This window comes from Paenibacillus camerounensis, from assembly GCF_000723885.1.
GTDB lineage: Bacteria > Bacillota > Bacilli > Paenibacillales > Paenibacillaceae > Paenibacillus_AQ > Paenibacillus_AQ camerounensis.
This window is the reverse complement of record NZ_CCDG010000053.1, coordinates 21387-45424: the sequence shown is the minus strand read 5'-3', so window position 1 is coordinate 45424 and position 24038 is coordinate 21387. Positions and strand designations below refer to the sequence as shown.

21 protein-coding genes are annotated in these 24038 nt (G+C 49.2%); all 21 read right to left on the bottom strand.

What is annotated here, in order from left to right; translation table 11 throughout:
• Window positions 1-3: 3 nt before the first annotated feature.
• Complete coding sequence (locus BN3772_RS19605) at window positions 4-1164, bottom strand: glycoside hydrolase family 27 protein (protein ID WP_042201592.1); 1161 nt, start codon at window positions 1162-1164, stop codon at window positions 4-6.
• A gap of 302 nt (window positions 1165-1466) precedes the next feature.
• Window positions 1467-2333 carry a protease modulator HflC gene (gene hflC, locus BN3772_RS19600; RefSeq protein ID WP_042201589.1) on the bottom strand — a complete coding sequence of 289 codons (867 nt, stop codon included), beginning with the start codon at window positions 2331-2333 and terminating at the stop codon, window positions 1467-1469.
• Window positions 2330-3352 carry an FtsH protease activity modulator HflK gene (gene hflK, locus BN3772_RS19595; protein WP_086074672.1) on the bottom strand — a complete coding sequence of 341 codons (1023 nt, stop codon included), beginning with the start codon at window positions 3350-3352 and terminating at the stop codon, window positions 2330-2332. The genes hflC and hflK overlap by 4 nt, the downstream gene beginning before the upstream one ends.
• Before the next feature lie 187 nt (window positions 3353-3539).
• Window positions 3540-5603, bottom strand: a complete 2064-nt coding sequence (locus BN3772_RS19590) for a beta-galactosidase (RefSeq protein ID WP_052380599.1) — start codon at window positions 5601-5603, stop codon at window positions 3540-3542.
• Window positions 5604-5920: 317 nt separating this feature from the next.
• Window positions 5921-7231, bottom strand: a complete 1311-nt coding sequence (locus BN3772_RS19585; protein ID WP_042201587.1) for an alkaline phosphatase family protein — start codon at window positions 7229-7231, stop codon at window positions 5921-5923.
• Window position 7232: 1 nt separating this feature from the next.
• Window positions 7233-8459: an MFS transporter gene (locus tag BN3772_RS19580; protein WP_042201585.1), complete on the bottom strand. Its 1227-nt coding sequence runs from the start codon at window positions 8457-8459 to the stop codon at window positions 7233-7235.
• A 95-nt stretch (window positions 8460-8554) separates the two neighbouring features.
• Window positions 8555-9019 (bottom strand): hypothetical protein, encoded by a 465-nt coding sequence (locus BN3772_RS19575; RefSeq protein WP_042201583.1) that lies wholly within the window; start codon window positions 9017-9019, stop codon window positions 8555-8557.
• 159 nt (window positions 9020-9178) lie between these two features.
• Window positions 9179-10975, bottom strand: a complete 1797-nt coding sequence (locus tag BN3772_RS19570; RefSeq protein ID WP_042201581.1) for an ABC transporter ATP-binding protein — start codon at window positions 10973-10975, stop codon at window positions 9179-9181.
• The gene (locus BN3772_RS19565; RefSeq protein ID WP_042201578.1) at window positions 10944-12728 is read right to left on the bottom strand and encodes an ABC transporter ATP-binding protein; all 1785 of its coding nucleotides are present in this window, start codon (window positions 12726-12728) and stop codon (window positions 10944-10946) included. Before BN3772_RS19565 ends, BN3772_RS19570 begins: the two co-directional genes overlap by 32 nt.
• Window positions 12725-13198 carry a hypothetical protein gene (locus BN3772_RS19560; RefSeq protein ID WP_157643626.1) on the bottom strand — a complete coding sequence of 158 codons (474 nt, stop codon included), beginning with the start codon at window positions 13196-13198 and terminating at the stop codon, window positions 12725-12727. Before BN3772_RS19560 ends, BN3772_RS19565 begins: the two co-directional genes overlap by 4 nt.
• A 12-nt stretch (window positions 13199-13210) precedes the next feature.
• The gene (locus tag BN3772_RS19555) at window positions 13211-14752 is read right to left on the bottom strand and encodes a radical SAM/SPASM domain-containing protein (protein WP_167336687.1); all 1542 of its coding nucleotides are present in this window, start codon (window positions 14750-14752) and stop codon (window positions 13211-13213) included.
• Window positions 14733-15758: a biotin synthase BioB gene (locus BN3772_RS19550; protein WP_052380598.1), complete on the bottom strand. Its 1026-nt coding sequence runs from the start codon at window positions 15756-15758 to the stop codon at window positions 14733-14735. The genes BN3772_RS19555 and BN3772_RS19550 overlap by 20 nt, the downstream gene beginning before the upstream one ends.
• Window positions 15755-16003 (bottom strand): acyl carrier protein, encoded by a 249-nt coding sequence (locus BN3772_RS19545; protein ID WP_042201571.1) that lies wholly within the window; start codon window positions 16001-16003, stop codon window positions 15755-15757. The genes BN3772_RS19550 and BN3772_RS19545 overlap by 4 nt, the downstream gene beginning before the upstream one ends.
• A gap of 13 nt (window positions 16004-16016) precedes the next feature.
• The gene (locus tag BN3772_RS19540) at window positions 16017-17471 is read right to left on the bottom strand and encodes a class I adenylate-forming enzyme family protein (protein ID WP_042201568.1); all 1455 of its coding nucleotides are present in this window, start codon (window positions 17469-17471) and stop codon (window positions 16017-16019) included.
• 25 nt (window positions 17472-17496) lie between these two features.
• Window positions 17497-18843 (bottom strand): B12-binding domain-containing radical SAM protein, encoded by a 1347-nt coding sequence (locus BN3772_RS19535; protein ID WP_042201565.1) that lies wholly within the window; start codon window positions 18841-18843, stop codon window positions 17497-17499.
• Complete coding sequence (locus BN3772_RS19530; RefSeq protein WP_042201562.1) at window positions 18825-19700, bottom strand: hypothetical protein; 876 nt, start codon at window positions 19698-19700, stop codon at window positions 18825-18827. The genes BN3772_RS19535 and BN3772_RS19530 overlap by 19 nt, the downstream gene beginning before the upstream one ends.
• A 73-nt stretch (window positions 19701-19773) precedes the next feature.
• The gene (locus BN3772_RS19525) at window positions 19774-20040 is read right to left on the bottom strand and encodes a hypothetical protein (RefSeq protein ID WP_042201561.1); all 267 of its coding nucleotides are present in this window, start codon (window positions 20038-20040) and stop codon (window positions 19774-19776) included.
• Between the two features lie 267 nt (window positions 20041-20307).
• Window positions 20308-21036 (bottom strand): glutamine amidotransferase, encoded by a 729-nt coding sequence (locus BN3772_RS19520; RefSeq protein ID WP_042201560.1) that lies wholly within the window; start codon window positions 21034-21036, stop codon window positions 20308-20310.
• Window positions 21037-21123: 87 nt separating this feature from the next.
• Window positions 21124-22437 carry an ArgE/DapE family deacylase gene (locus BN3772_RS19515; protein ID WP_244444793.1) on the bottom strand — a complete coding sequence of 438 codons (1314 nt, stop codon included), beginning with the start codon at window positions 22435-22437 and terminating at the stop codon, window positions 21124-21126.
• An 18-nt stretch (window positions 22438-22455) separates the two neighbouring features.
• A complete protein-coding gene (locus BN3772_RS19510; protein ID WP_042201557.1) occupies window positions 22456-22965 on the bottom strand; it encodes an ureidoglycolate lyase in 510 nt (169 codons plus the stop codon).
• 27 nt (window positions 22966-22992) lie between these two features.
• Complete coding sequence (locus BN3772_RS19505) at window positions 22993-24036, bottom strand: autoinducer 2 ABC transporter substrate-binding protein (RefSeq protein ID WP_042201556.1); 1044 nt, start codon at window positions 24034-24036, stop codon at window positions 22993-22995.
• Window positions 24037-24038: the final 2 nt, after the last annotated feature.

The window sequence follows — 24038 nt, the reverse complement described above, 5'->3', positions numbered from 1 at the left end:
CCGTCACACCAGTTTCGCACGCACAATCAGACAATCGTGAGCAGCAACTACGGGAGCATATCTTTCTTTGAATACGCCGATCTCTTTGTGCTCCCAGCAGTCGTATAAGGACAACGATTTGCCCGAAGCATACGGGAGTCCGACATCCCAGAATTGCAGCGAGATCTCCCTTTGACCGTCACTCAGATTGAAAAATCCGATAGCGAGGTCTCCGTCTGTTAACACTTTTACCAGCATAAAGACATCATCTGTATGGAACCACTGCGGTTCCGGCTTAATGCGGTAGGCACCGCGCCCCTCCACATCCTGATTAATGGCAAGCAGATCCCTGTTCAAAAGAATATCCTTGGTTACCTGATTAGCGGTCCGGATGTCACTGCCAATCATGAGCGGAGACCCCATCATGCTCCATAACGAAAAATGGGTCTTGTACTCCGCATCGCTGCAGCCGCCGATCTGATTACCGATGAAGCTGCTGTTGCTGCCTCCGTACATGCCAACGACCAGCATATCCAGATCATTATGACAAAATGACCCCGTATAGCGCGCTTTATCCAGCTGCGACAACGTCAGCTTTTTAACCGATTCCCAGCTGTCCTGAATATCCTCTGTAGACCGGTACATATGCGCTCCTGATTCGCGAATCCAGTGATATACGTTATCCTCACCCCAGTTGCATGCCGAGAACAGGATGTCCCTGCCGCAGGTTTTTAGCGCCAGGCTCATACGCTTGTACAGCAGCTCTCCTGAAATATGTCTGGGCTTAAAGCAATAATCATATTTCAGAAAGTCTACGCCCCACTCTGCCAGTAATGCCGCATCCTGGAATTCATGCTCAAAGCTGCCCGGATACCCCGCGCAGGTATGTGTGCCTACACAGGAGTACATCCCGAATTTCAGCCCCTTGGAATGAATATAATCGGCAAGCGCCTTCATTCCACTCGGGAATTTCTCGGGATCGGCGACTAGATTGCCCTCTGCATCCCTCTCCTTCAGACTCCAGCAGTCATCAATCACAATGTACTCATATCCGGCATCCTTGTATCCCTCTGCAACAAAGGTATCCGCGGCCTCCCGGATCAGCTGCTCATTAATGTCCCAGGTGAAGGTGTTCCAGGAGTTCCAGCCCAGTGGCGGCTTTAAGCCAAGCTGTTGATTATTCATTATTATTGTGCACCCTCTCATGTAACTCAAATATAGAATCTTAGTGTATTTAAACATATCAGGCACCTGATAACTATAGTCTAACGTTGCTTTCACATCGACATTTGTTGCTTTACGGAACTGCCTTTAACAAGTAGAAACGGCTATGCCGTCCTTCAGAGATGGCGGTAACCGTTCCTGCAAGAAAGATAAGGATTATGGATAGCGTAACACATATACATTCTTATATTTCGAAAAAACAGCGGCCCTCTTGTAAAGGAGAACCGCTGCTTTGCTTCTATGAAACGTTTATTAGGGAAATGCTACTGCCCAAGCAGTATTTTGGCATATGGCGAATCAATCGGGATCATGATTACCGGCTCATTCTGCAGTGTGGTCACATAACTCTGCAGGGTACGGTAGAAGCTGTAGAATTCAGGAGACTTGCCGTAAGCCTGATTATAGATTCTGGCAGCTTCCCCTTCGCCTTCAGCGATAATTTTCTTGGAGTCCGCTTCGGCCTGGGCAATCAGCTCGGTAGAGGTACGGTCGGCCTTGGAGGTTATTTTCTTACTTTCCTCGTCACCTTCAGACAGATAGCGTGCAGCAATGGATTGGCGGTCCGAAATCATCCGGTTGTATACACTCTGCTTGTTCTCTTCAGGCAGATCTGTGCGTTTAATCCGTACATCAATGACTTCAATCCCGTAATTATCACGGGTAAGGGCGGAGATGACGTCTTTGGTGATCTCATCGTTAATATTGCCCCGTCCGGTGTCTTCACTGATAATATTCTCGTAGTTGACCTCAGACAGCTTCCGGCGCACCGAGTTATAGACTGCTTCGTCAATACGCTGAATTCCGCCGCCTACAGATTGTACGGTTCTCAGGAACTGTGAGGCGTTGGTAATTCTCCATACGGTATAGTTATCAACCACAATCGGCTTCTGATCCTTGGTCAAAATGCTCGTTGGCGAGCTTTCGTACGTCATCTGATATTTAGGAAGTGCTGAGACATTCTCGATAAAAGGGATTTTCAGCTTCAGGCCGGGCTCCTCAACGGCACGCATCGCTTCACCGAAACGGAGAACCACCTTATATTCGCCTTCCTTCACTACATACATAGAGCCGGCAAGCAGTATGACTAGTATTACAGCTGATATCAGTGTGATGATCTGGTTTTTTTTCATTCTGCTGTTCCTCCTTGCGGTGCGGCTGAAGCAGACGGGCTGACAGAAGTATTGCGCATCAGCTCATTCAGCGGCAAATAATTCACAGTATCACTATTCGAGTTGGTTATGAAGATCTTGGCGCTAGGCAAAATGGTCTCCAGCGTCTCCAGAATCAGCCGGCTTTCGGTTACACTCTGGTTGTTGCTGTATTCGGCAAAAATCGCATTAAACTGGGCTACATCCCCCTGCGCATTAAGAATACGCGATTTCTTCTCTCCTTCGGCTCTCTCAAGCAGCGCCTGCGCTTCACCGCGTGCTTTCGGAATGATATCGTTCTCATATTTCTTGGCATTGTTGATCTTCGTGTTCTTCTCTTCGCGGGCATTGGTTACCTCACGGAAGGCTTCCTCTACCTGACCGCTCGGCGGCTCAATATCCTGGAACTTGATATCAATGATCTGAATACCGGTGTTATATTTTTTCTGCAGGTCGATGAGCAGCTCACGGACTTTATCCTGAATAACCGTCTTACCGTCGGTAATCGCATAATCCAGCTTCTCAGAACCGATAACTGCTCTGATGGATGAGCTGGCTGAGTTACGCAGGAATTGTTCCGGATCATCAATGTTATACAGATAATCACGGATATTGCTGATTTTCCATTGAACGACCGCATCGGCTGAGACGATATTCTCATCGCCTGTAATCATCATCGCTTCATCTTCAACGGCTACCGCACCCTCAGCCTCCTGACGGTACCCGATATGTATCCTCTGGGTCAGCTCCGCAGGCACTGTAATTACTTCCTGTACCGGATAAGGCCATTTGAAATGCAGTCCTGCTGAGGACTCATTCGTATATTTCCCAAAAGTCAGGATAGCTGCACGTTCCTGCTCCTGCACGGTATAAAAGGAGGTTGAGCCCAGATAAATCAATACCGCGGCAGCGGCTCCCCATAATCCGATCTTTTTGTAATTTTCCGGTTTCATTCCCGGCAGCTTGCGTCCAGGCACCGGATTCTCTCCATCCCCATTCATGAAATTCAAGATGCATCGCTCCTTTTTGCGTATTTAAGCCTATATTAAGATACATATACGTGAATAAAACAAAAAAGTCGCAAATTTCGCGACTTATTTCAAGCTTTCTGGATTTTACTGCATTTCTCTCCCGGCTAATGCGATTACAGGCACAATAAAACACCAAGCAAAGCGTTCTTTATTCTATCTAAAACTCCCTATAGAAATCATCCCGGATTTCAGAAACGGCAAGATAACAGCTTTTCCCCTCCAGCAGCTTCGCCGGCACTCTCCAGCTTTCTCCGTAATAGTAGCTGTCAGCAACCAGCTCTCCGTCTGCATATAGCTGTGCAACATCGCCGTAATAGTTAATATTTACAAAGCCTTGAGAGCCTGTAACCTTTATTTTCTGCCAGGAGACCTTACGCTCGCCGCCGATATGAAGCTCCTCTGCATATTTAGGTTCAAATGGAGCCTGTTCCGCACCTTCTAGAGAGAGGACAGGTTCAGAGAAAGGCTTTTGGACAGTGCTATATGCAAAACCCTTGCCCTGCCAGTGCCAGTAACCGAATGTCCCATCGGAGATGGAACGGATTTCGCCGTCAGCCTTGTACAGGTCGCACTTCTCTCCGATATAAAGTTCTCCATCCAGCTTGCGTAAATATTTGGCCTGCTCCCAAGTGAGTGTAATAACGCTGACCTCATTCACCTGGAATGCTGACTCCAGTCCGGCTTCAAGGGTGAATTTCCGTCCGTCCTCAAACTGATATTCCGCAGCAACACCCGGGATCTGGGCGAAGAAATAGGTATTGCCTAATCGGGATAGCGGCTGAGCCGTCGCATACTTCAGCACATTTCCGGACAGATCCATCCGGAAAGGCATAAAGAAGCTGACATCTCCGCACACATCAATCGCCGGGAAGACAACGGTCCCCGTATCGATTACAGCACCCCGAACATCCTCAAGCTGCGAAAGTCTCTGGTAATGGTTGATAAAAACAAATCCGCTGTTACCGTCTGTACGCATAACATACCGCAAGGACGTCGTATCATCCCTTTTCACCGTTTGCTCAGCCTCTACCCGGGTCATCGGGGCAAGGGCCTGGTCAAAGTCCTGCACAAACAGATGCAGCAGATTCAGCAGCCGGTACTGTCCCCGTGCTTCCCCATACTCTGAGAGCGCTGTCTGAAAATCATAGGAGAGCACCGGCAAATCATTCGGATAGCCCGTAGCCTTCGATTCCTGGAAGGCGGACAGCTTACCGATCTGATTCGTCCCGCCATGGTACATGTAATAACCGATCAGATTGTTGCCGTCACCGAGCTTCACAAGTGAAATCGCGTAAATATCCATCTCTCTGATTATAGGTCTGCGGTGATGGGTCACCTGCACACCGCCGCCGAGTTCACAGGTTGCAAAAGGATAGCGTTCATACGGCAGCTGCCATTCACCGTCTTCTTCGCTTCCGCGTGGAAGTAGATCCGCCCCGATTCCTGTATCGTTGCGCATACCGGTAAAGAAATAATGCGGCGACGGCGGAAGCGGATTCAAATGATCCTCCCACGGGGCTTCACAGTAACCTCCGAATACGGGAATCACCTCGTCAACAGGGATCTTGGCACCGGAGACCGCATTCCAGCCTGTTACAGTATAAATAGGCGCAATCATTCCGCACTCTATTGCCATCTCTTTCAATCTAGCCAGATGCTCGGCATCATTGGTCAGCTCGTTCTCGATCTGGACGGCAATGATATTACCCCCATCCTTATAAAAGAAGCCTTGAACCTGCTCCGAAATTTTCTCATACAGGATCTTGGCTTTGGCAAGATACTGCGGATTATTCTCGCGCAGCTTGTAGGGCTTCTCAAGCAGCCAATCCGGATATCCGCCGTTTCTGCATTCGCCGTGCGCCCATGGGCCGATGCGCAGAACAACTTCCAGGCCGGCCTTCTGGCTCTCCAGTATGAAAGCACGCAGATCATTGTCGCCGGAGAAGTCAAATACCCCCTCAACCTCCTCATGGTATATCCAGAAGACATACGTAGACACAAGCGTTATACCGCCTGCTTTCATTTTGCACAGCTCATCATACCAGTCTTCTCTGGCATATCGGGAGAAATGGAATTCACCCATTACCGGAATGAACGGCTTGCCGCCACGCGTAATATATAAACTTGATACCTCAATCTTCTCTCCTGCCGGATTACTTCCTCCGAGATTTAAGTGATTGTGCAGGATCTCCGGCTGCTTATACTCTTTAAATGTATACATCTGTAATCTTCCTCTCTGCAAGCTCATTTAAGCTATCCCTAATGTAACGCAGTCCCTGAGAGAAGCCAATCGATCTTATTCGGCTATTCATGGATTATATTCTTGCTTGGCGGCCTCCTCTTGAAGCTCCGCTGGCTGCATTGCCATTGTAACGTAAAGAATAATTAAGCCGTTAGGATTATAAGACTCAAAAACTAGTATAGAATGAACATTTCACGTAGAAGCGTATGTACGCAGCCCTGCTTCACTCCGCACAGAAACAGCCCGCCGGCATAATCCCGGCAGGCTGAGAACATCAGGCCTTCCTATCCTGCTGCTTATTCTGCATCCGCAAAAATCTCCTCCAGCACCCGTCCGTCCCCATGCCCGAAGGCTACACCGAGAATTCGGCCCATCGTCGGGGCGATGTCGACCATCTCGAGCTCCCCGAAGGCAAAGTCCTGCCTGATCTGCCTGCCGGAGACAACGATATTGCAGCGGTAGCCGCTTTTATCAGGAGAATAGCCGTGTGTGGCATAACGGATGCCGTGTGCTGCCAGATCAACAATGAACGGCTGGTCCAGGCTTTCGTCGAAGCTGTAGCCCTTCTTGGCTTCCAGCATAACACCGGTTACCGGACTGGCATGAAGCGGGTCCAGCATATCTCTCGTATACACCGCATCAACACCTGACGCAGCATCCTCCATGTACGCTTTTACAGCTTCAAGGGCCAGCTGCTCCGCCTCAGCATCCCCCGGCCGGATATGCAGGTAAGCCGAACCGCCGCCGCACTGGAAGTAAGCCCGCCAGTTCATTTCGCCGTTCTCTTCATAGATCAGGCCCTTGTCCTGAAGCAGCTTGTTCAAATGCACTTTGTACCGCACATTGAACTGCCCGTGATCACCGAGCACCATAATTACCGTATCCTCCTTGATCCCGGCAGCCTCAACCGCCTGCATAATCTCGCCAAGCCGGTTATCCATCCGCAGGATGACCTGCTTCACTTCCTCGCTGTCAGTCCCGAACTGATGCTTGGCATCATCGAGATCAATCAGATGCAGCATAAGCAGGTTAGGCTTTTTGCGCTTGATGGTATCCACAGCACATTTAGTCGTGAAATCATCCAGATAAGGCTGCTGAATCCCCTGCCTGATCTTTCCGTGCCTCAGCTCCATCTGGATGCAGTATAACGGACTGCCGCTGCGGAGCACCTTAAGCGCCTGATTCTCCCCCTTAAGTGCTCTGATCTCTGGAATATTATATTGAATGGAGGACTTGCCGGAGACCGGCCAGAGAATACCTGCGGTATTCATTCCGGCCTTGCGCACAGCATCATAGATCGTCGGGACCTTAATCGCCTCGCGGAACCAGAACCAGTGCTGATCCTCCTCCGCGACGAACGGCTGCAGCGGATTGTTGTGATGGATGCCGTGCTTATCAGGGTAGACGCCGGTCGCGGTGGTCGTATGAACGACATAGGTGAGCGTTGGATATACGCTGCGCAGCCGGTTGCTGTATGCACCGCTCTGCATTAATGTTGCCAGGTTAGGCAGGCGGCGCGCTAAATCCCAATTATCCTCTGAAAAAGCATCATAGGAAATAACGATCAGATGCTTCGCTTTTGGCGTAAATGCTGCTTTGGAGTCCATTTTAGTTCCCCTTAGGTAAGGTGATGAAGACAAACAAGCCAATCAGAAACAGCGGAATGATCGACAAAATGCTATAGCTGGCATTGCCCGTCAACGTAGTGGTTAGAGCCATTAGGGCAGGTCCGAGTATCGCAGCAAATTTTCCGAAAATATTATAGAACCCGAAGAACTCATTGGAGTTCTCCTTCGGAATGATTTTGGCGAAATACGACCGGCTGAGCGCCTGAATTCCTCCCTGTGCTGAACCGATCAGCGCCCCCAGAACAAAGATATGCCACACGGACGAGATAAAGAAAGCGGCGATACAGGAGATGATGTATGTAAAAATACCGGCGATGATCATTGTGCGTGCAGAGTATTTTTTGGCCAGATTACCGTAAATAATCGCACACGGAAAAGCAATAACCTGGATAATAAGCAGAATCCCGAGCAGTGTGAAGGTGTCCAGCGAGTCTGCGCCGAGCACCGCCGTGGCATATGGCACCACCATTTTGATAATCGTATCCACTCCGTCAATATAGAAGAAATACGCAAGCAGGAACACGAACACGATTTTGTGCTGACGGATGTTGGCAAAGGTAACGGCTAAGCGTTTAAAGCTTTTGGCCACCGGCTTAGGCTCGGGTTCGATATAGTATCTCTGTTTCACGTCACGGATCATCGGCACGGTCAGCAGCCCCCACCAAAGCGCCGTAATGATGAACCCGATCTGGTAGCCGACGGCCTTATCCATCCCCATAACAAAAATCAGCAGCAGGCTGATCCCGAACGGAATGACGCTGAAAATATAACCGAATGCAAACCCTCTCGTCGAAACCTTATCCATCCGCTCATCCGTGGAAATGTCCACCAGGAACGAGTCGTAGAAAATATTGGACCCGGCAAACCCGATGGCCGACAGTATGTAAAAAGCAACCAGCAGCTGCCACTGTCCGCTATCCGGTGAGACGAATGCCAGAGAAGCCGTAGCCAATATCCCGATCGCCGCAAAAAAGATAAAAAAGCGCTTCTTCCGGTCCTTATAATCGGCAATCGTCCCCAGGATCGGGCTGAGTATCGCCACCAGTATGCTGGCAATCGAATTAAAGTAGCCCAAATCCATACTGCTGTCCACATTCTTGAACATGCCGAACACAATCGGCAGCAGTGCCGTCGTCACCGCCATCGAATAGGCCGAATTGCCGCAGTCATACAGAATCCATGATTTCTCCTCTTTGCTCAGCTTCATCTAATCTTCTCCTCTTTATAACCGGATGTTTCTGTTATATCACGTGAAGATATGGAGCATGTTAAGCGGATGTTAAATCGTGGAAGCTGCCCTTTTCAGTACTCTCCTTTGATCACAAAAAAAGACCCGCGGATCGTTCCGGCCAGCTTCGATTTCTGCCGCGCGAACTTGAACTTCTCCTCCAGCTCCTTGGGCACATCCATCCCCTCGGACAGCTTGAAGCCGACCGCCCGTTTCTTCGGGTCGTCTACGGTATACATCACATTAATCGCCAGGCCGTCCTCGTAGAAGACATAGGTAAACTGAATATTTTCCACCTGAAAACGTGAGGTTTCCAGCGGCTTGGCGGCAAATTCGATATTGCGCTCATTCTTCAGAATCCGGTTCACATAGTCAAGGTCTTCCTGGCTTTCACCGGCCGGTACGGTCGTGAACACATGCTTGTACTTGTTCATAAAATAACGCGCTTCATTCGCCCGCAATCCGGCCAGCGCCTCTGCCACAGGAGATGATTCCAGCCCCACTGCAGACACCTCTTTAAAATCAACGGTATATGGCATGTCTATTCCCCGCTTCTATATTATTTATTTTCAGATTTACTATTAACAAATTCAGCTATATATATCCGAACCGTATATTCGACAGCACTGCTGTTAAATCCTTCATTTTTTAAGTAAACCGTTACGACAAAAAAAGCAGCCCGCCAGAGCTGCCTGTCACTAAGTCCGATTAGCTGTTACAATGGGACTGCTGGATCCCACTCCATTCTCAAACAGCAGCCGGTAGAGGGTATTCTCCTGCCACAGTTTCTGATGCTTGCCCTGATCCGCAATCTGCCCGTTATCCAGCAACAGAATTTCATCCGCGTACATGACCGAGGAAAGACGGTGTGCAATAATAATTACTGTGCGATCAGACGGCAGCTTGGCAAAGGTCTGATGAATGGCTGCCTCTGTAATATGATCAAGCATAGAGGTCGCTTCGTCCAGAATAATAATTCCGGCATTTGACAGCAGCACTCTGGCCAAAGCAAGCCGCTGCTTTTGTCCGCCGGACAGCTGTACTCCCTTTTCACCGACAACGGTATCATAGCCAAGGGTCAGCTTTCCGATATACTCTTCCATCTCAGCCAGCCTGCAGGCCTCTTTAATTTCCGCCGCAGAAGCGGCTGGCCTGGCCAGCTTGACGTTCTCCAGGATAGACATATTAAAAATGGCCGGATTTTGCATGACTACACCGAAGGATTTACGCAATTCGGCTTCACCAATCTGCTGTAGCTCCCGTCCGCCCACTTGGATGCTTCCATGAGAAGGCTGACCGATTCTTAGCATTAATTTGGCTATTGTGCTTTTGCCGGAGCCACTCCTGCCGACAATTGCTACTCTTGACCCAGGCTGAACAGCAAAGGAAATATCCCTCAGTACAGCAGGACCCTCATCATTATAACAGAAAGAAACATTCTTAAATTGCAGGACAGGAAGATGATTCTGATCTGCCGTTGGCTTCACTCTAACTTTATTTTTCGTATCTGGCGTTTCAGCCAGCATGGAGGAGATTTTTTCAAGACCGGGCACATCGCCATTAAACTGCATATCAAAATCGTTGATGGCTCTTAATTGCGTAAACAGCATTTCATAATACTTCATAAAGACCAGCAGTCCGCCGATCGTCATTTCTCCGTGAAAGATTAGCAGTCCGCCGAGAAAATAAAGATTCATCCTAGTTATAAAAAGATCCTTGAACTCCTGAAGGACACGGTTGATGAACCAGTACATTTCTTTTCGAAAAAAAACTTTGCTCATCGCATGCCAATAGCCTGTGAATTTGAGTGAACTCCGCTTCTCCATCCGGTTGATCTTAATTTCCCTCCAGCTTTGGATGGATTGTTGCAGCCATCCCTCATACTCACCGTAAATCTGCCGGTAGCTTGTGGAAACCTCTCTTGCCCGTCTACCAAGCTTATCTGTAATCCAGAAGGAAACAGGCACCATAAGCAAAGCGACCAGTGCCAGCTTCCAGCTGAAGACTGCCATCATGGCTGCACCCGCCAGCAGGTATGCAAAACTATAGCTGTACTCCATCAGCTGTACCTTGAACAAACGGTCCACTGCATCTGTATCCTGGTCCATTCTACCTTTCAGATCGCCTGTATTCAGCTGGTTATACGTACTGAGCGGCATATTAAGATATCTGCTCCATAAAGCTGTGCGTATATCAAACGTCACATGGTTCGTAAATTTATTGCCCACAAAGGTTTGTCCACCCAGAACGATAGACTGCATAACATATATAGCAGCATAACCGGAACAAACAAGCCAAAGTGCCTTTAATTCATGCTGCACTATAACCCTATCAATCAGGAGCTTGAACAGTAAAGGTGAGAACAGCCCTAAACCAAGCAGAAGCACCTTACAACCTCCGAGCATACCCAGATCATAACGGCGGGGCTGCAGTTCAGCCTTGAAGGTCTTGATGTAGTGAAGCTTAAGCCTGATATTGCGCAGCAGGTTCTCCATGATTTCTCCCCAATCCGTTTTCTGCATATTGCTCATAAAAGAGCCGACGGTAGACTTCGCTGTCAGACAGCAGCCGCAAGTGGTGATCATAAGCGATGATCTTACCGTTATCCAGGACCGCTACCTTATCAGCGCTTAATATCGTGGACAGCCGGTGGGCAATAACAATAGCCGTCCTGCTCCCGCTAAGGTTATGCCATTGAGCCCGCACAGCCTTCTCTGCTTCACCGTCGAGTCCCGAGGTGGCCTCATCGTATATAATGATCGGGGCTGACCGCAAAAAGGAGCGCGCCAGAGATATGCGCTGCTTTTGTCCCTCTGACATTCTCAGTCCCTGTTCTCCTTCAATCAAGGTGTCCATTCCTTCGGGCAGTGTCCGTATGTATTCTGAAATGAATGCCTTCTCACAAGCAGTCCACAGTGCCTTGTCCTTCTGATAAACGCTTCCCCAAAGTAAATTTTCGCGCAGTGTGCCTTCAAAGAGAAAAGTTTCCTGTGCGGTGGTACCAACTGCCCGATGGAGAGATCGCAGGCTGCAGCCGCTGATGGGGGTTCCGTCAACCCTGATTTCTCCCGAATCGGGCTTATAGAGACCCAGCAGCAGAGATGCCAATGTGGTCTTCCCGCTTCCGCTTTTGCCCACAAGAGCCACTGTCGTTCCGCCCTCCAGAACAAGGCTCAGGTTCTGTAGAACCGGAGTTTCGGGGTTATAGCTGAAGGAAACGTTGTCAAATTCGATATTCCCCTTTGTCACCCGCAGACCGGGTAAATCTAATCCCTTATTCTCTTCGGGCTCCTGAAGCAGAGAAATAACCCGGTCTATCGCCACTTTATTGCGCTGAATACTGCGGCTTGCGCCGCTAATTCTTTGCAGCAGCTCACCACCCTTGGAGAAGTATTCCATACTTGCAATAAAGACGCCGAGCGTCAGCTGCTGATGGATAATGAGATAGCATGCCGTAATATACAAAGCGAGGTCAGAACAAAGACTGATTAACCCTACCGTTCTTTCAGAGATCCATTCCAGCTTACTTGAGCTGTTCTTAACACGCATATATTGGATAATCAAATGTACAAATGTTCTGGAGCTGTACTTTCCGGCCCCCAGCAGCCTGATATCCTGCAAACCAGCCAGCATTTCAAAGCACCAGCTCATCAGTGATCCATACTGCTCTCTCTGCTCCGTCAGTCTGGTTCGTAATCTCCGGTTAAACAGCACCGTTACAAAAACAACCGCCGGAACGGCCACCAGCATCAGGAGCCCTAAATAGAAGCTTGCATATAGCACAAAAGCTACCGCTGTCAGTAAACGGAGGATATTAGCTGCAAGAAAAAAAACATTAAGATGGATGAAGGCCAAAACTTCTTCGGTATCCCGGTTAATAATGGTCATTAGATCACCGGATTTGCTTGCAGTGAAAAATGCCGGCCGCAGTGACAGCAGCTTATCATAAAGCGTCTTACGGATATCAAACGAGAACCGGGTAGCCAGATAAGCCCAGGCACTGTTAAAGCAGATATGCAGACATTGCTCTCCGGCAAAAACAGTGCCATACAAAATCACGATATATTTCAAGAACTGGAAATTCCTCTGATAGAAGACTTCATCAATAAGCATTCCGAAGATATAGGGATAAACCATGCCTATAACAGAAGTAACCACAACGCAGATGAACAAATTGATGAAACTCCACCTGTACCGGCGGATAATCGGCCACAGCGGTTTCATCTGCGTATAAATTGTTTTCCTCATAGGCGTTCTCCCTTATGAATCATTTTGAACCACAAGCTTCGTTGCCCCTGGGGAATTTCTACATAGACCTGCTGTCCGGAAAGTGCCTTACCCGATTCTGTATTAGCCCGGGTCCATTGGCTGCTGCTGATTTCAAGCTCGACAGTACTCCGGCCCGGTTCAGCCTGCACCGCTATGACCGTTCCCGTATATCGCCCTCCGTCCGCACTTAAATACCAGCTTGCAGTATCGCGGATTTCGATATAGGAACTGTCATAATTCCCCTTTAAGCGAACAAGCATATATTCCTCCGTCACAGACACCAACCCGCTGACCGTTACATAATGTTGCAGAAGGAGGCTGTTCGCCCAAATGTATAAGCCTCCGCATAGTCCTGCAATGATTAGCAACGCCGCTATCGGCGTTCTGATAAACAGATAAGAGAATCCGTTCCACAGCCGCCCGTTCTTCTTTCCTTTTGCAGCATTCATAAGCGGCCCCATTTACTTATTAAGAAGCTCTTGCCAGTAGGAAGTAAGTAATTCTGGGGCGATACCCAGCTGTGCAGCATATCTTACACATAAATAGGAAGGCCCAAAAAAATCACCCAAAGCAATCTCAGATGCGATTCTGCACTTCTTGACAGCCGGCCCGCATTGGTCAAAATGTTCACATTGGCTGCAGACCGTCAGCTCATTGCGGCTCATTACTTTTCTTACCCGGTTCATCCCTTCGGAATTCCAGACTTCAAGCAGCGAATTTCGGGTAACATTTCCGCAGTGATCAACCGGACGGGCCGAATTCGCATAAATCATGCAAGGATACACATCCCCGTTGTAATCAACAAACATCTGGCTCACACCGCCATCGCAATTCGTTAAGACATCCTTATCCCTTTTAACAACATCATAATTACCGCCCTCCATGCGATTTCCGCTGAGAATACCGCTCAAGAAGGCTTCGGCGTTCTTCCGGGCTAGCGAAGGCTTCTCCTGAAAGAGTCCGGTGGGAAAATAGGGGTCACTGTAATGCAACTCGACTCCAAGCTCCAGGCCGGAAAGCTCACTGACTCTATGCAAGTAACGGAGCCGGCTGTCCCACTCCAGCTCAAGCTCTTGAATTTGCGGATTCCTGTCAAAGTTGAATACGGGGTGCAGATACAGACTCCCGACGCCATTCTCGCGGCAGATAGCGATTAAAAAATCCAGTTCAGAATACAGCTCCGCTGTAGCCATACTTTCAACGGCAGCAACAGGTATTCCCCAGCGGTTAAGCTGCTCCAGTGATCCGATGATCCGGTTAAAGCTTCCAGTGACGCCCCGGACGCCGTCATGTGTTTCCGGGGTTCCTCCATCCAGGGAAACATGCAGCTTTAAGCCGCCGGGTTTCTGCTCCTGTATGCTCCGGAACAGGGTCAGCCACTTCTCATTGATGAGCATGCCGTTGGTATATAGAATTACCGTGTAGCTTCTATTCAATGAATCTTCAATAACGGAATAGATCGATTGCCACAGCAAAGGCTCTCCGCCTGATAGAACTACATTCTCCACACCGCAGGTATCTGCCTCATCCAGAAAAGCTTGTATATCCTCGAACCGCAGAATATCCTGCTGCTTATAATGCTTATCAGATACAATGCAGTGCTTGCAGCGCAAATTACATTTAGGGGTACAATTGAACATAATGGTCCGGGGAATAAGCGGTATTCCCTTTAGACGCTCTTCGGAGCTGCCCGTAAGCAGCCTGGCCTGCCCGGAAGCCGGTCCGCCTTTTAATAACAAGAAATCCCGGGCAATCAGCCAGTCTAAAACTGCCCGAAGCTCCTCTTCGTCCCCCCCGTACCGGCTCAGCAGCTCAGCGTATTGCAAAGGCTGCATCAGCTCTGTCAATAAGCTGAAGGACTCTGCTTCCAATACCGTTGTCCTTCTATTCTCAGTGTCACGTACATAATAAGATGGGTTCAACGGAAGCCCCGCAGGCGCTCCAGCACTCCGTACCGATTGATCGACCAGAATCAATGAAGGCTTAGCTTGGTATACTTTCATGATTAGTCTCCTTAGAAATAGCATTCGGTCCTTCCGCTGGCTTCATCAAATCAGCAGCAGCCTGAAGCCCGGCACCTGCGATGGTCTGTAAAGCGTGTCCGAGGGTGACTACAAAGCGGTTTTCACCGTAGATATGATATTTCTCGGATTCCTGTTTGGGTGTGTAGTTAACTGTGATTACATTGGCTCCGGCATTCAGTCCGGCAATTTGTCCCCCCGCTCTGATTTTTTCCAGTGCGCTTACGGAAGGGATCAACCATTCCGGATGTAAAATCCGCATAATAGATATAGCATTCAGCGACAAATCAATCGAACCGCTGCTGTAACTCTCAAGCGGAGTGTGCGGAGCCGGCAAAAAAGGCGACACACTGCACATATGTACATTCAGTGATTTAGCCAACAGAATATCGTCAGCGATACTGTCGATGGTCTGGCCGGGCAAACCGATAATCATTCCGGTGCCCACCTCATAACCGGTCTCAAGCAGCATCTGAATCGCCTCAATCCTTTTATCCAAAGCTTCATGCCGGAGCCGCTCATGATTGATGGGGTCACTTGTTTCAAATTTCAGAATATAACCGTTCGCCCCCTGCTCATATAAGTACGCATACTCTGCAGCCGTTTTCACACCCAGGTTCAGAATAATATTCACTTCATCCCGGTACATGGAACGGATCTTCCGGATGGCGCCTCCTGCTATCCGGGTATTCGCCGGATTTTCCCCGCCCTGCAGAAACACTGTACGGATTCCGCAATCTGTCATTTGCTCAACCGCTCCCAGGATTCCCTCCTCGTTCAATGTAAACAACGAGTTGTTTTTCAGGTTATCCCGCCGCATCGGGCAATAATCGCAGTTGCACAGGCAGAGATTACATACCTCGACGACACCTCTAATACTGACTCCTTCCGGAAACTGCTTATCCCTGACCCCCTTCGCTGTGTCAAAAAGCATCTGCTGCTCTTCTCCGTCTGCCGTTAAAAGTTGTATGATTTCTTCTTTATTCAAGCGTTATCCCCCGCTTTCACCTGATTACAATCCATATAGTCAATTACATCACCAATCCGCTGAAAAGACAGTAAATTCTGATCAGGAATATTACAACCAAGCCTGTTCTCCAGCTCTGCAACGAAAAAGAATATATCAAAGCTGTCGAGACCCAATTCCCGCAGCTTCGAGTCTTTATGAATTCCTGCCGTTTGTACAGAAAATTTGCGTTCTAAAAGCTCATAAATAAATTCCTGGGATTTCATACCGGGCGCCTCCTTATTCAAGCTTTGCTTCCAATTCTTTTTTGTTAATTTTACCGCTAGTAAGCTTTGGCAATCCGGCGCATTGCATAACACGGAATTTAGTAGGCGTAAGCGCATCATTCAGCAGCTGAAGAATATCCGGATACATTCTGCTTGATTCCGAATTCGCCGAGTAAAAGATGCCTACCGTATGGCTTACATCCGAATAAACCGCTGCTATCTCCACTATGCCGGGCAGGCTCCCGATTTGCTGCTCCAGCTCATGCAGTGAAATCCTTCTCCCTGCCGCTTTAATGAAAGAATCTGTCCTGCCGGTAAACGTCAGCACACCATCGGCATTACAGGTAACCGTATCTCCGGTATGATAGTAGCCGTTCTGATCAACAGGTTGCTGTTCCTCATAATTCCAATAGCCCTTCATTACGCTATCCCCGCGTATCAGCAATTCACCGCTGCCCGGTTCAATTATCAGCTCATATCCGGGCACAGGAAGACCCAGAATAGTCCCCTCCTCCAGAAAAGAGGCTTCCGGCATCACCAGTACGATCCCCGTAGTCTCCGTACATCCCCAAACCGATATCAGCTTTTTCCCCGTCCGGTTATAGAATTTAAACCTAAGGTCATATGGAACGTTCTCCCCGGTCCCCAGCAGGAATTTAATGCCCTGCCAGTCTTCCCTGCCCTGGCATATTTTCAGCAGATTCGATAAGGTGTGGGGGGTAGCCAGCAAATGTGTCAGCCGGTGCTCACGCATGTGATGCCCGAAGCTCCGTAATTCGTGATTGGCTACTAACAGACACCGGGCTCCAAACAGCAGAGGTCTGGCAAATAGTTCATGGGGATGCATATCTGGAGCAAATAAACAGCAGTAACAGTCTTCTGTGTTGAGAGGGAGACGCTCGCTGACAAGCAGCGCATTCATAATAATCTCCCGGCTCCCTGTTCTCACCGCTTTAACTCCGCCCGTAGAGCCTGAGGTGAGATTATAGTAGCTGGCGTTGGCCTCTGACGGTGAGTACGTATAGCCTGCATAGCTGTCGCTCAATTGATATGGAATAAAAGTACGGTCCGTTTCTTTTATATAGCCGTCCTTAGCAGGCCTGATCCTATACATTACATAGGACTTACTGCCAGGCTGGCTGTATCCTTCGTATTGAATGAGAACGTTCACCGGGATCAAGGACAATATCTGCTGCAGCCGGATCTCCGCTGCCTGCTCGGGAAGCGGAACGACAGACAGTCCCAGTCCCAATGCAGCCACATACAGGAGGACAAGGGAAACGCAGCGGGGAGCAGATATCCCTACAACATCCCCCTCGCGCAAGCCCCGTGAGTGCAAATAGCCCTGCAGCTCGCGCACCTTACACAGCAGCATACTGTAAGTCAGCTCCTGTTCAGCATCGGCCACCGCAGGACTGCCGCCGATGCGCCCGGCCCATTGCTCCAAGTAGTCATTAAATGTGTACATCCGGATTGCACCTCTTTTCAGGAGATCAGCACTCTGGGCAGACCATTGAAAGCTGGGGGTGTGTTGTTTGTTTACAGGACATTGCCTTATAGGCTGCTCTCCATTTACTGATTTTGAGCAGAAGGTTCATTGAGATGAATCTTCCGTCCAGGTGAGTCAGTACAAAGTCAAAGATCCGTTCATCAAAGCCCAGAAAGTGCGGAATAAGCAGCTCATTGCCTACTTGCCCAAGCAGCATTTCCAGTCCGCTTCCCGGTGAGATCCTTATCCCAAAGGAAAAGAAAAGCTGACCCGGTTCAAGAAAACGGTTGGCAAACTCACAGGTTTCTTTAATAGTCAGCTCTGTTTCTCCGGGGCCGCCGAATAATAGCAGACCTACAAGATTTACTTTATATTGGGCGCATAAGGTTATGAATCTGCTGATGGTATGAACAGAAAAACCTTTTTTCAAGTTTGTCAGCATAGCGGGAGAAAAGGTATCGAACGAAACACTCAAGGTCTTACAGCCTGAGAGAGCCGCCAGCCTCAAAAACTCTTCATTGCGGGTTGGCCTGGCATATGCAGTCCACTCAAGCTCCGGCAGATTAAGCTCAATCAGCAACAGACATAGATTCCGGGCATGCTCAGGTGAAATATTGATTAAAGAATCCGTAAAGAACAGCTCTCTTACGCCAATTTGATAGAGCTGGATAATTTCATTACGCAAAAGGTTAAGTGGACGGGTATAATGGGTATTCTGGTCGAGCAAACCGTAAGAGCAATAAATGCACTGCATCGGACATCGGCCTCCGCACCGGGTCGGAATGCCGATCTGTTTCGCCCCAATTGCCAGATAAGCCCTTACAAGCTCCGGTTCATACTTAATTTCGAATGCAAACCGTTCAGGGCAGGCACTGCTAATACCTGCAAGCTGGTCATTCTGCATTTCTTCGATATGGCCAGCGATAAACTGAAATAAGCGTTCCTCTGTATCGCTGTCTATAGCGGCATCAAAGGGAAATACTTCAGCAAATCCTTTAGGGTAGGCGGTAAAGGCGCTTCCTCCCAGAAGAATTTTCACATCGGGATTCTGTTGCCTGCCCTGCTCTATAATTAAGGTTGTGATTTTCAAGTAATAATCTACCAGATATTCACCGTCCAGCTCCATGGAATCCAGGTTTCGGATGGAGAATGCGATGCAGTCGAACTCTTTTTCCAGAAAATCCAGCGTTTCCAGCAAGTCCGGATGCTGCACAAAATCGATAAAATCAACTTCTGCACCCATTTCGGATAACAGTGAAAATACATAATTGGCACCTACCGGGAAAACCGGACTGAATCCCAGATTCGGCAGTGAATTAAGATTGACCAGAATTACCTTATAGTTTCGCATAGGACATTTCCTTTAACGGATTTGAAAAGATAATGGGTTTCATGACCGCACTCATTGGTATACGGCGAGAATCCCGAAAGACGAAGGAGCGTGATTTTCCGCTGATGCTCCAGGTTTATTCTGTATGTAGTTAGCCCGTCACGGTTCAGCACAGCGAGCAATTGAACAATAGCTGCCGTGATATCCAGTTCAGGTTGGGAAGAAAGTGTAAACATCGCGAACAATGTATCTCCATAAACACACCACCGGATGCCTGCGGCTATTCCCAGTTCATCCTCTCCGACAAACCAGCCTGATTCGGGATTGGTAAAATCACCGCTCAGATTGACACTATCAATGAAGGAGCTTGGTGCTTCTGCAAGACTCTCAATATCGGTACTGTCTTCTTGCACAGCGCACCGCCACTGCAGCAGGCTGTCCTTAATCTCTGCCTGCCGCAGCCGCTGCAGTCCTGCATCCTTAAAAAACAGCCGGTAGACCGGTCTGACGGATGAACTGAATTCCAGCCGCTTCATCATCACAGATTTCCAGGAGGGCATGTCGTCAATCCATGTAATAAAGCCATCCGTTACACATCCGGAAAGGGAGTCTACAGTGTGCTGAACCAATTGATAACAGCTCCAGATATTATGATTCTCAGGACGGACATAGACCCCGTATAAGAATCCCCATCCGGAAAGCAGCACTGTCCGGTGGCATCCCATAATAAGGCCATTATATTTGAGCACTTCCCATCTAATTAGTCCGCTATACCATGCTTCAAGCTCAGCGGACAGCTCTTTCATGAACGGGATGTGTAACCGGGACATCTCCTCAAGATCGGAAAGTGTAGCTGTACTGTAGATTTCTGTATCCATACATTCAGCTCTCCTTAATTAAAAGCTGAGTATGGAGAAGATCCCATACTCAGCTTAACAGTAAATAAATGGTTTATTTAGGCTGATCACATGAACTCATTGCAATGTTCGATTTGTTGATAAACTCCACGTTATTGGAAAGCTTACCGACAACCGCTTCAAATAATTGCGGATTCTCGCTTAATTGCTTCGTAAAGTCAGCAAGGCTGATCCCCAATCCGGCTGCTCTCAAAGCAGCATCAGGATTATCAGCAAATTGTTTAACAAAATCAATACTCTCCATACGTTCGAGCAAGCCGGAGAATAAGCCTGCTGTTTGTTGTACAGCAACTGCCGCCATATCTGTCACCTCCTTTCCCTATAATCCATATAGAAAATTGATGTGTAAGTATGTGAGTTGTTCTTATATTAGTTTCTATTTTTTAAATTGTCAATCATATCCATTTATAATTATTTTTAGGTAAATTTCTTTTTTATAAAATATAATGATTTATCTGTATTAATATCTTTATAATTCTTCATTAATACAGTTAATTCACCGTGAAAAAAAGATGAACCGCCCTCAAAAGGGGCGGTTCATCAGTAAAGCTGTCCAGTACAACTTCGGCTATTGCAATGATTTAACCAGATTAGACCAGAACGCAGAGTAATGCGGCCAGTCCATAAACTCCAAGGAGCCCCAGTGCGGGGAGCAGTCACTGGCAAAAGCGGCGGTTTTGCCTTCACCGTACGTACCCACGGTAAGTATAGCATCGCCGTTATAGCTCAGCAGCTCAGCGGCATCCGGCTTGGCAGCAAGCTTGTTGTAGCCGAGCAGCCGCGGCCAGTCGCCGTAGCCCACCAGCGGATGCTCCTGCGCCGCCACCGGCGAGAAGCCGGCCGGCATCTCCACCCGGTCATCGCCAGGCTGCATCACTACCGGCAGCACCTCAGCCAGGACTGTGTTTACATAGTTTGCTTTACCCTCAATGCCCATAAAGGTCAGGTACCCTCCGACCATTAACAGCCCCCCGCCTTCGGCCACATACTGCTTAATGTTGTCCAGCGCATTCGGGATAATCTCCATCTGGTAAAAGGTCGGGTTCTGCAGCAGGAACGTATTCGCACCCACATCACTGATCACGATGGCATCATAAGCTTTTAACTCTTCAAGCGACTGGGGGAAGCGGACCTGGACCTCATGCGCCGGCATGTAAGTCACATCAATTCCCTCTGCCCGCAGGCAGGACAGCAGATAAGTTGCCCCTTCCTCGTATTTGGTAGAAGTGAAGCTGTCATATCCTTTGGTATGGATCATATGGACCACCCAGGATTCGCCGACAAATAGAATTTTCATGCTGTTATGGCACCTCCGTATATGTTATAAGGCCGTTGCCCGTTTAATATCCGTCTTTAAGTTGTCTTTTCATTAAGCCTTCTCTCATTACGCCTCTTCTGCACCGCACCAGTCGATAATCGTCTTGGCCATCATTTTGACCGCCTGGATCACTTCAACGGTTGGCGTGAACTCATCGCTGTGATGAGCCAGGCTCGGGTCGCCGGGTCCAAAGTTGACCGTCGGGATGCCGACATTGACCGGCCAGCCCATATCGGTATGGAAGCCGAGTCCTTCGATCCTGCCCTCTTCGCCAATGGCCTGCAGCGACTGGACACAGGTCTGCACAAACGGATCAGCCACATCGGTTTCAGCACAGTCGGCATCCACCATCCACTCGATTTCCGGCAGATGCTCACTCAGCCACGGGTCCTGTCCGGCAGTTTCACGCAGGAAATCTATAAGCTCCTTTTTCACATGGCCGCCGACCAGCTTTTCGTCACGCTCCGACGGGAGGTACTGGGCATTAAAGACAATCTCCGCTTCATTGGCAAAGGAGGTCGGGTATTCTCCGGCATTCAGTTGGGCTACATGCACCTGACAAGGGATAGATAAATACGGGTGGGTCTTGCTTACCGCCCACTTTTCATTCAGCCGGTCGAACGCATCCAGAATATACCGCGCTTTCTTGATGGCATCCACCGCTCCGCCATCTTTCCAGTCTGCCTGCGGCATTTCAATGTGCCCGCTGCGGCCCTGAATTTTGATTTTGCCCCACAGAATGCCGCGGCATAGCGGTGCAATGGTCAGGGAGGTAGGTTCAGTCAGGATGCAGGCATCCGCCCGGTAGCCGTGATGAATGAAATCCAGCGCGCCCATGCCTCCGGCCTCTTCATCGACAACCGTTCCCACGACAACCGGTCCCTTCAGCTTCAGGCCGCTGCGCAGAACCGCTTCGACCGCCATTATCATTGCAGCCACGCCGCCCTTCATATCCACGGTGCCGCGGCCGTACATTTTGCCGTCAATGATCTGGCCCTCGAACGGGTCTACCGTCCATTTCGAACCTGCCATTACAACATCGATGTGACCAAACAGCAGGAGCGACTTGCCGTCTGTCTCCTTACCAAAAGTAGCTGCCAGGTTAGGTCTGCCGGTAAAATCACGCCCCGGATAATATCCGGCCATCCCCTCATACTGCTTCAGATCATCCGCAACCGGCTCCCACATTTCGATTTCCGCGCCAAGTTCCGCGAGCTTACGGGAAATAAACTCCTGCACATCCTTCTCTTTGGACGGGCTCGGCTCGTCGAAGAACCAGGGATTCACGCTGGGAATCTGAATCAGCTGCTGCAAAAATCCGAGGATGTCATCCTGATGTCCGTCAATCCACTCCATCACTTGCTGTTCCTGTGCCATCATCGTATGCTCCTTTATGTTTTATCCAAAAGTAACACTGTCTCCGCCGGTAAAATCCACCCACGGGTTAATCATTTCATCGCCGAATTTATCCTTTTTCTTTTCAATCGCAAACAGGTACCTTGCATCCTCTGCTGCCGGATAGGCCGGACTGTGCCAGACGCCGCGGCCGATGACAATCGCTTGTCCCGGCTTTATACGAAATGCCTTCACCGTAGAAGGATCAGGCTGCTCCTCCGGGTCGTTGATGTCGATGCAGACGGCAACCGGCTGGATAATCTCTTTATCAAAGGTGAGCAGCAGCTCCTCACGGCTGACATGCCGCTCCATCGCTGTCACCTTGAACTCCCGCTGCTTCGTGACCACCAGGCCAAAGCCGACCGGTTCCGATACATCAAGCATCTGGATATAGCTCCAGCAGTCCCAGCCTTCGCCGCTCTTGGACGGCTCTCCTGCAGGAATATCCACCACTTTTCCGTATGGGGCAAAGCTGTCTGCTGTCAAATCTTCAATGATTATTGTATGTTCCATGCAAGCTGCCTCCTCTAACAGCTCTGACTAGAAGTCAAAGCTGCCTACATTTTCGCTGGTCACTTCAAGTGTGCCGATGAATACGTTCTGGCCGTCTACGGTAACAGGCCCCACATTCGGGATTTCCATACCATCCGTAATTTCATTGCCCTGAGCCAGCTGATCCAGAATATACACGGTAGTGTAAGCAAGCTTACCCGGATCCCAGATGATGTCGGTCTTGATCGTGCCGCTCTCAATGTAGCTCTTCACAACGCTCGGTACAGCAATACCGGTAATAGCGATCTGTCCCTGCTGAATCGTACCGGCCTTCACAGCCTGCTCAACCACTTCAGCCGCTGCCGGCGGCTCGCCGCCCGCAAAGCCGATAATTCCTCTGAGGTCCGGATACGTCTGAATCAGGTTCTGGGCATTGGCGTAAGCCTTTTGCTGATCATCGTCACTGGCTACCGTTGTTACCAGTTCAATGCCCGGATAGTTCGCTTCAAAGTAAGCTTTTGCCGCATCCGATTTGGCAATCTGATTCTGCGAACCAAGTCCCGCTACCATGAACGCTACCTGTCCCTCGCCGCCGATCTCCTCACCAATCGTCTTAGCCAGCAGTTCGCCTACTTCCTCGTCAGTAGCAGGAGCTACGTAGTATTGGCGGTCCGTCTCGGGAGCATCGCTGTCCCAGGTTACGATCTGCACATCCTGCTCGGCTGCTTTTTTGAAGACCGGCCCCACCGCCTTGGCATCATTCGGAGACACTCCGATTCCGCTCACCTTACGGGTCAGCATATCCTGAATCATGTTGATCTGCTTGGAGGAATCCGCCTCAGTCGGTGCATTGAAAATCACCTCAACGCCCATATCCTCGCCTGCCTGAATAGCGCCTTTTTCCGCTGCCGCCCAGTATGCGGGGCCGATTGATTTCGGATTAATGAAGTAGGTTCTGGTGCCGGAAGCGGCCGCTCCGTCATTGCTTGAAGACCCGGCATTATTAGCCGGAGGGTTACCTGAATTTCCGCTACAAGCAGTCAAGGTCAAAGCAAGTACGCCAGTCAATACAGCCAATGTCATTTTTTTCATAG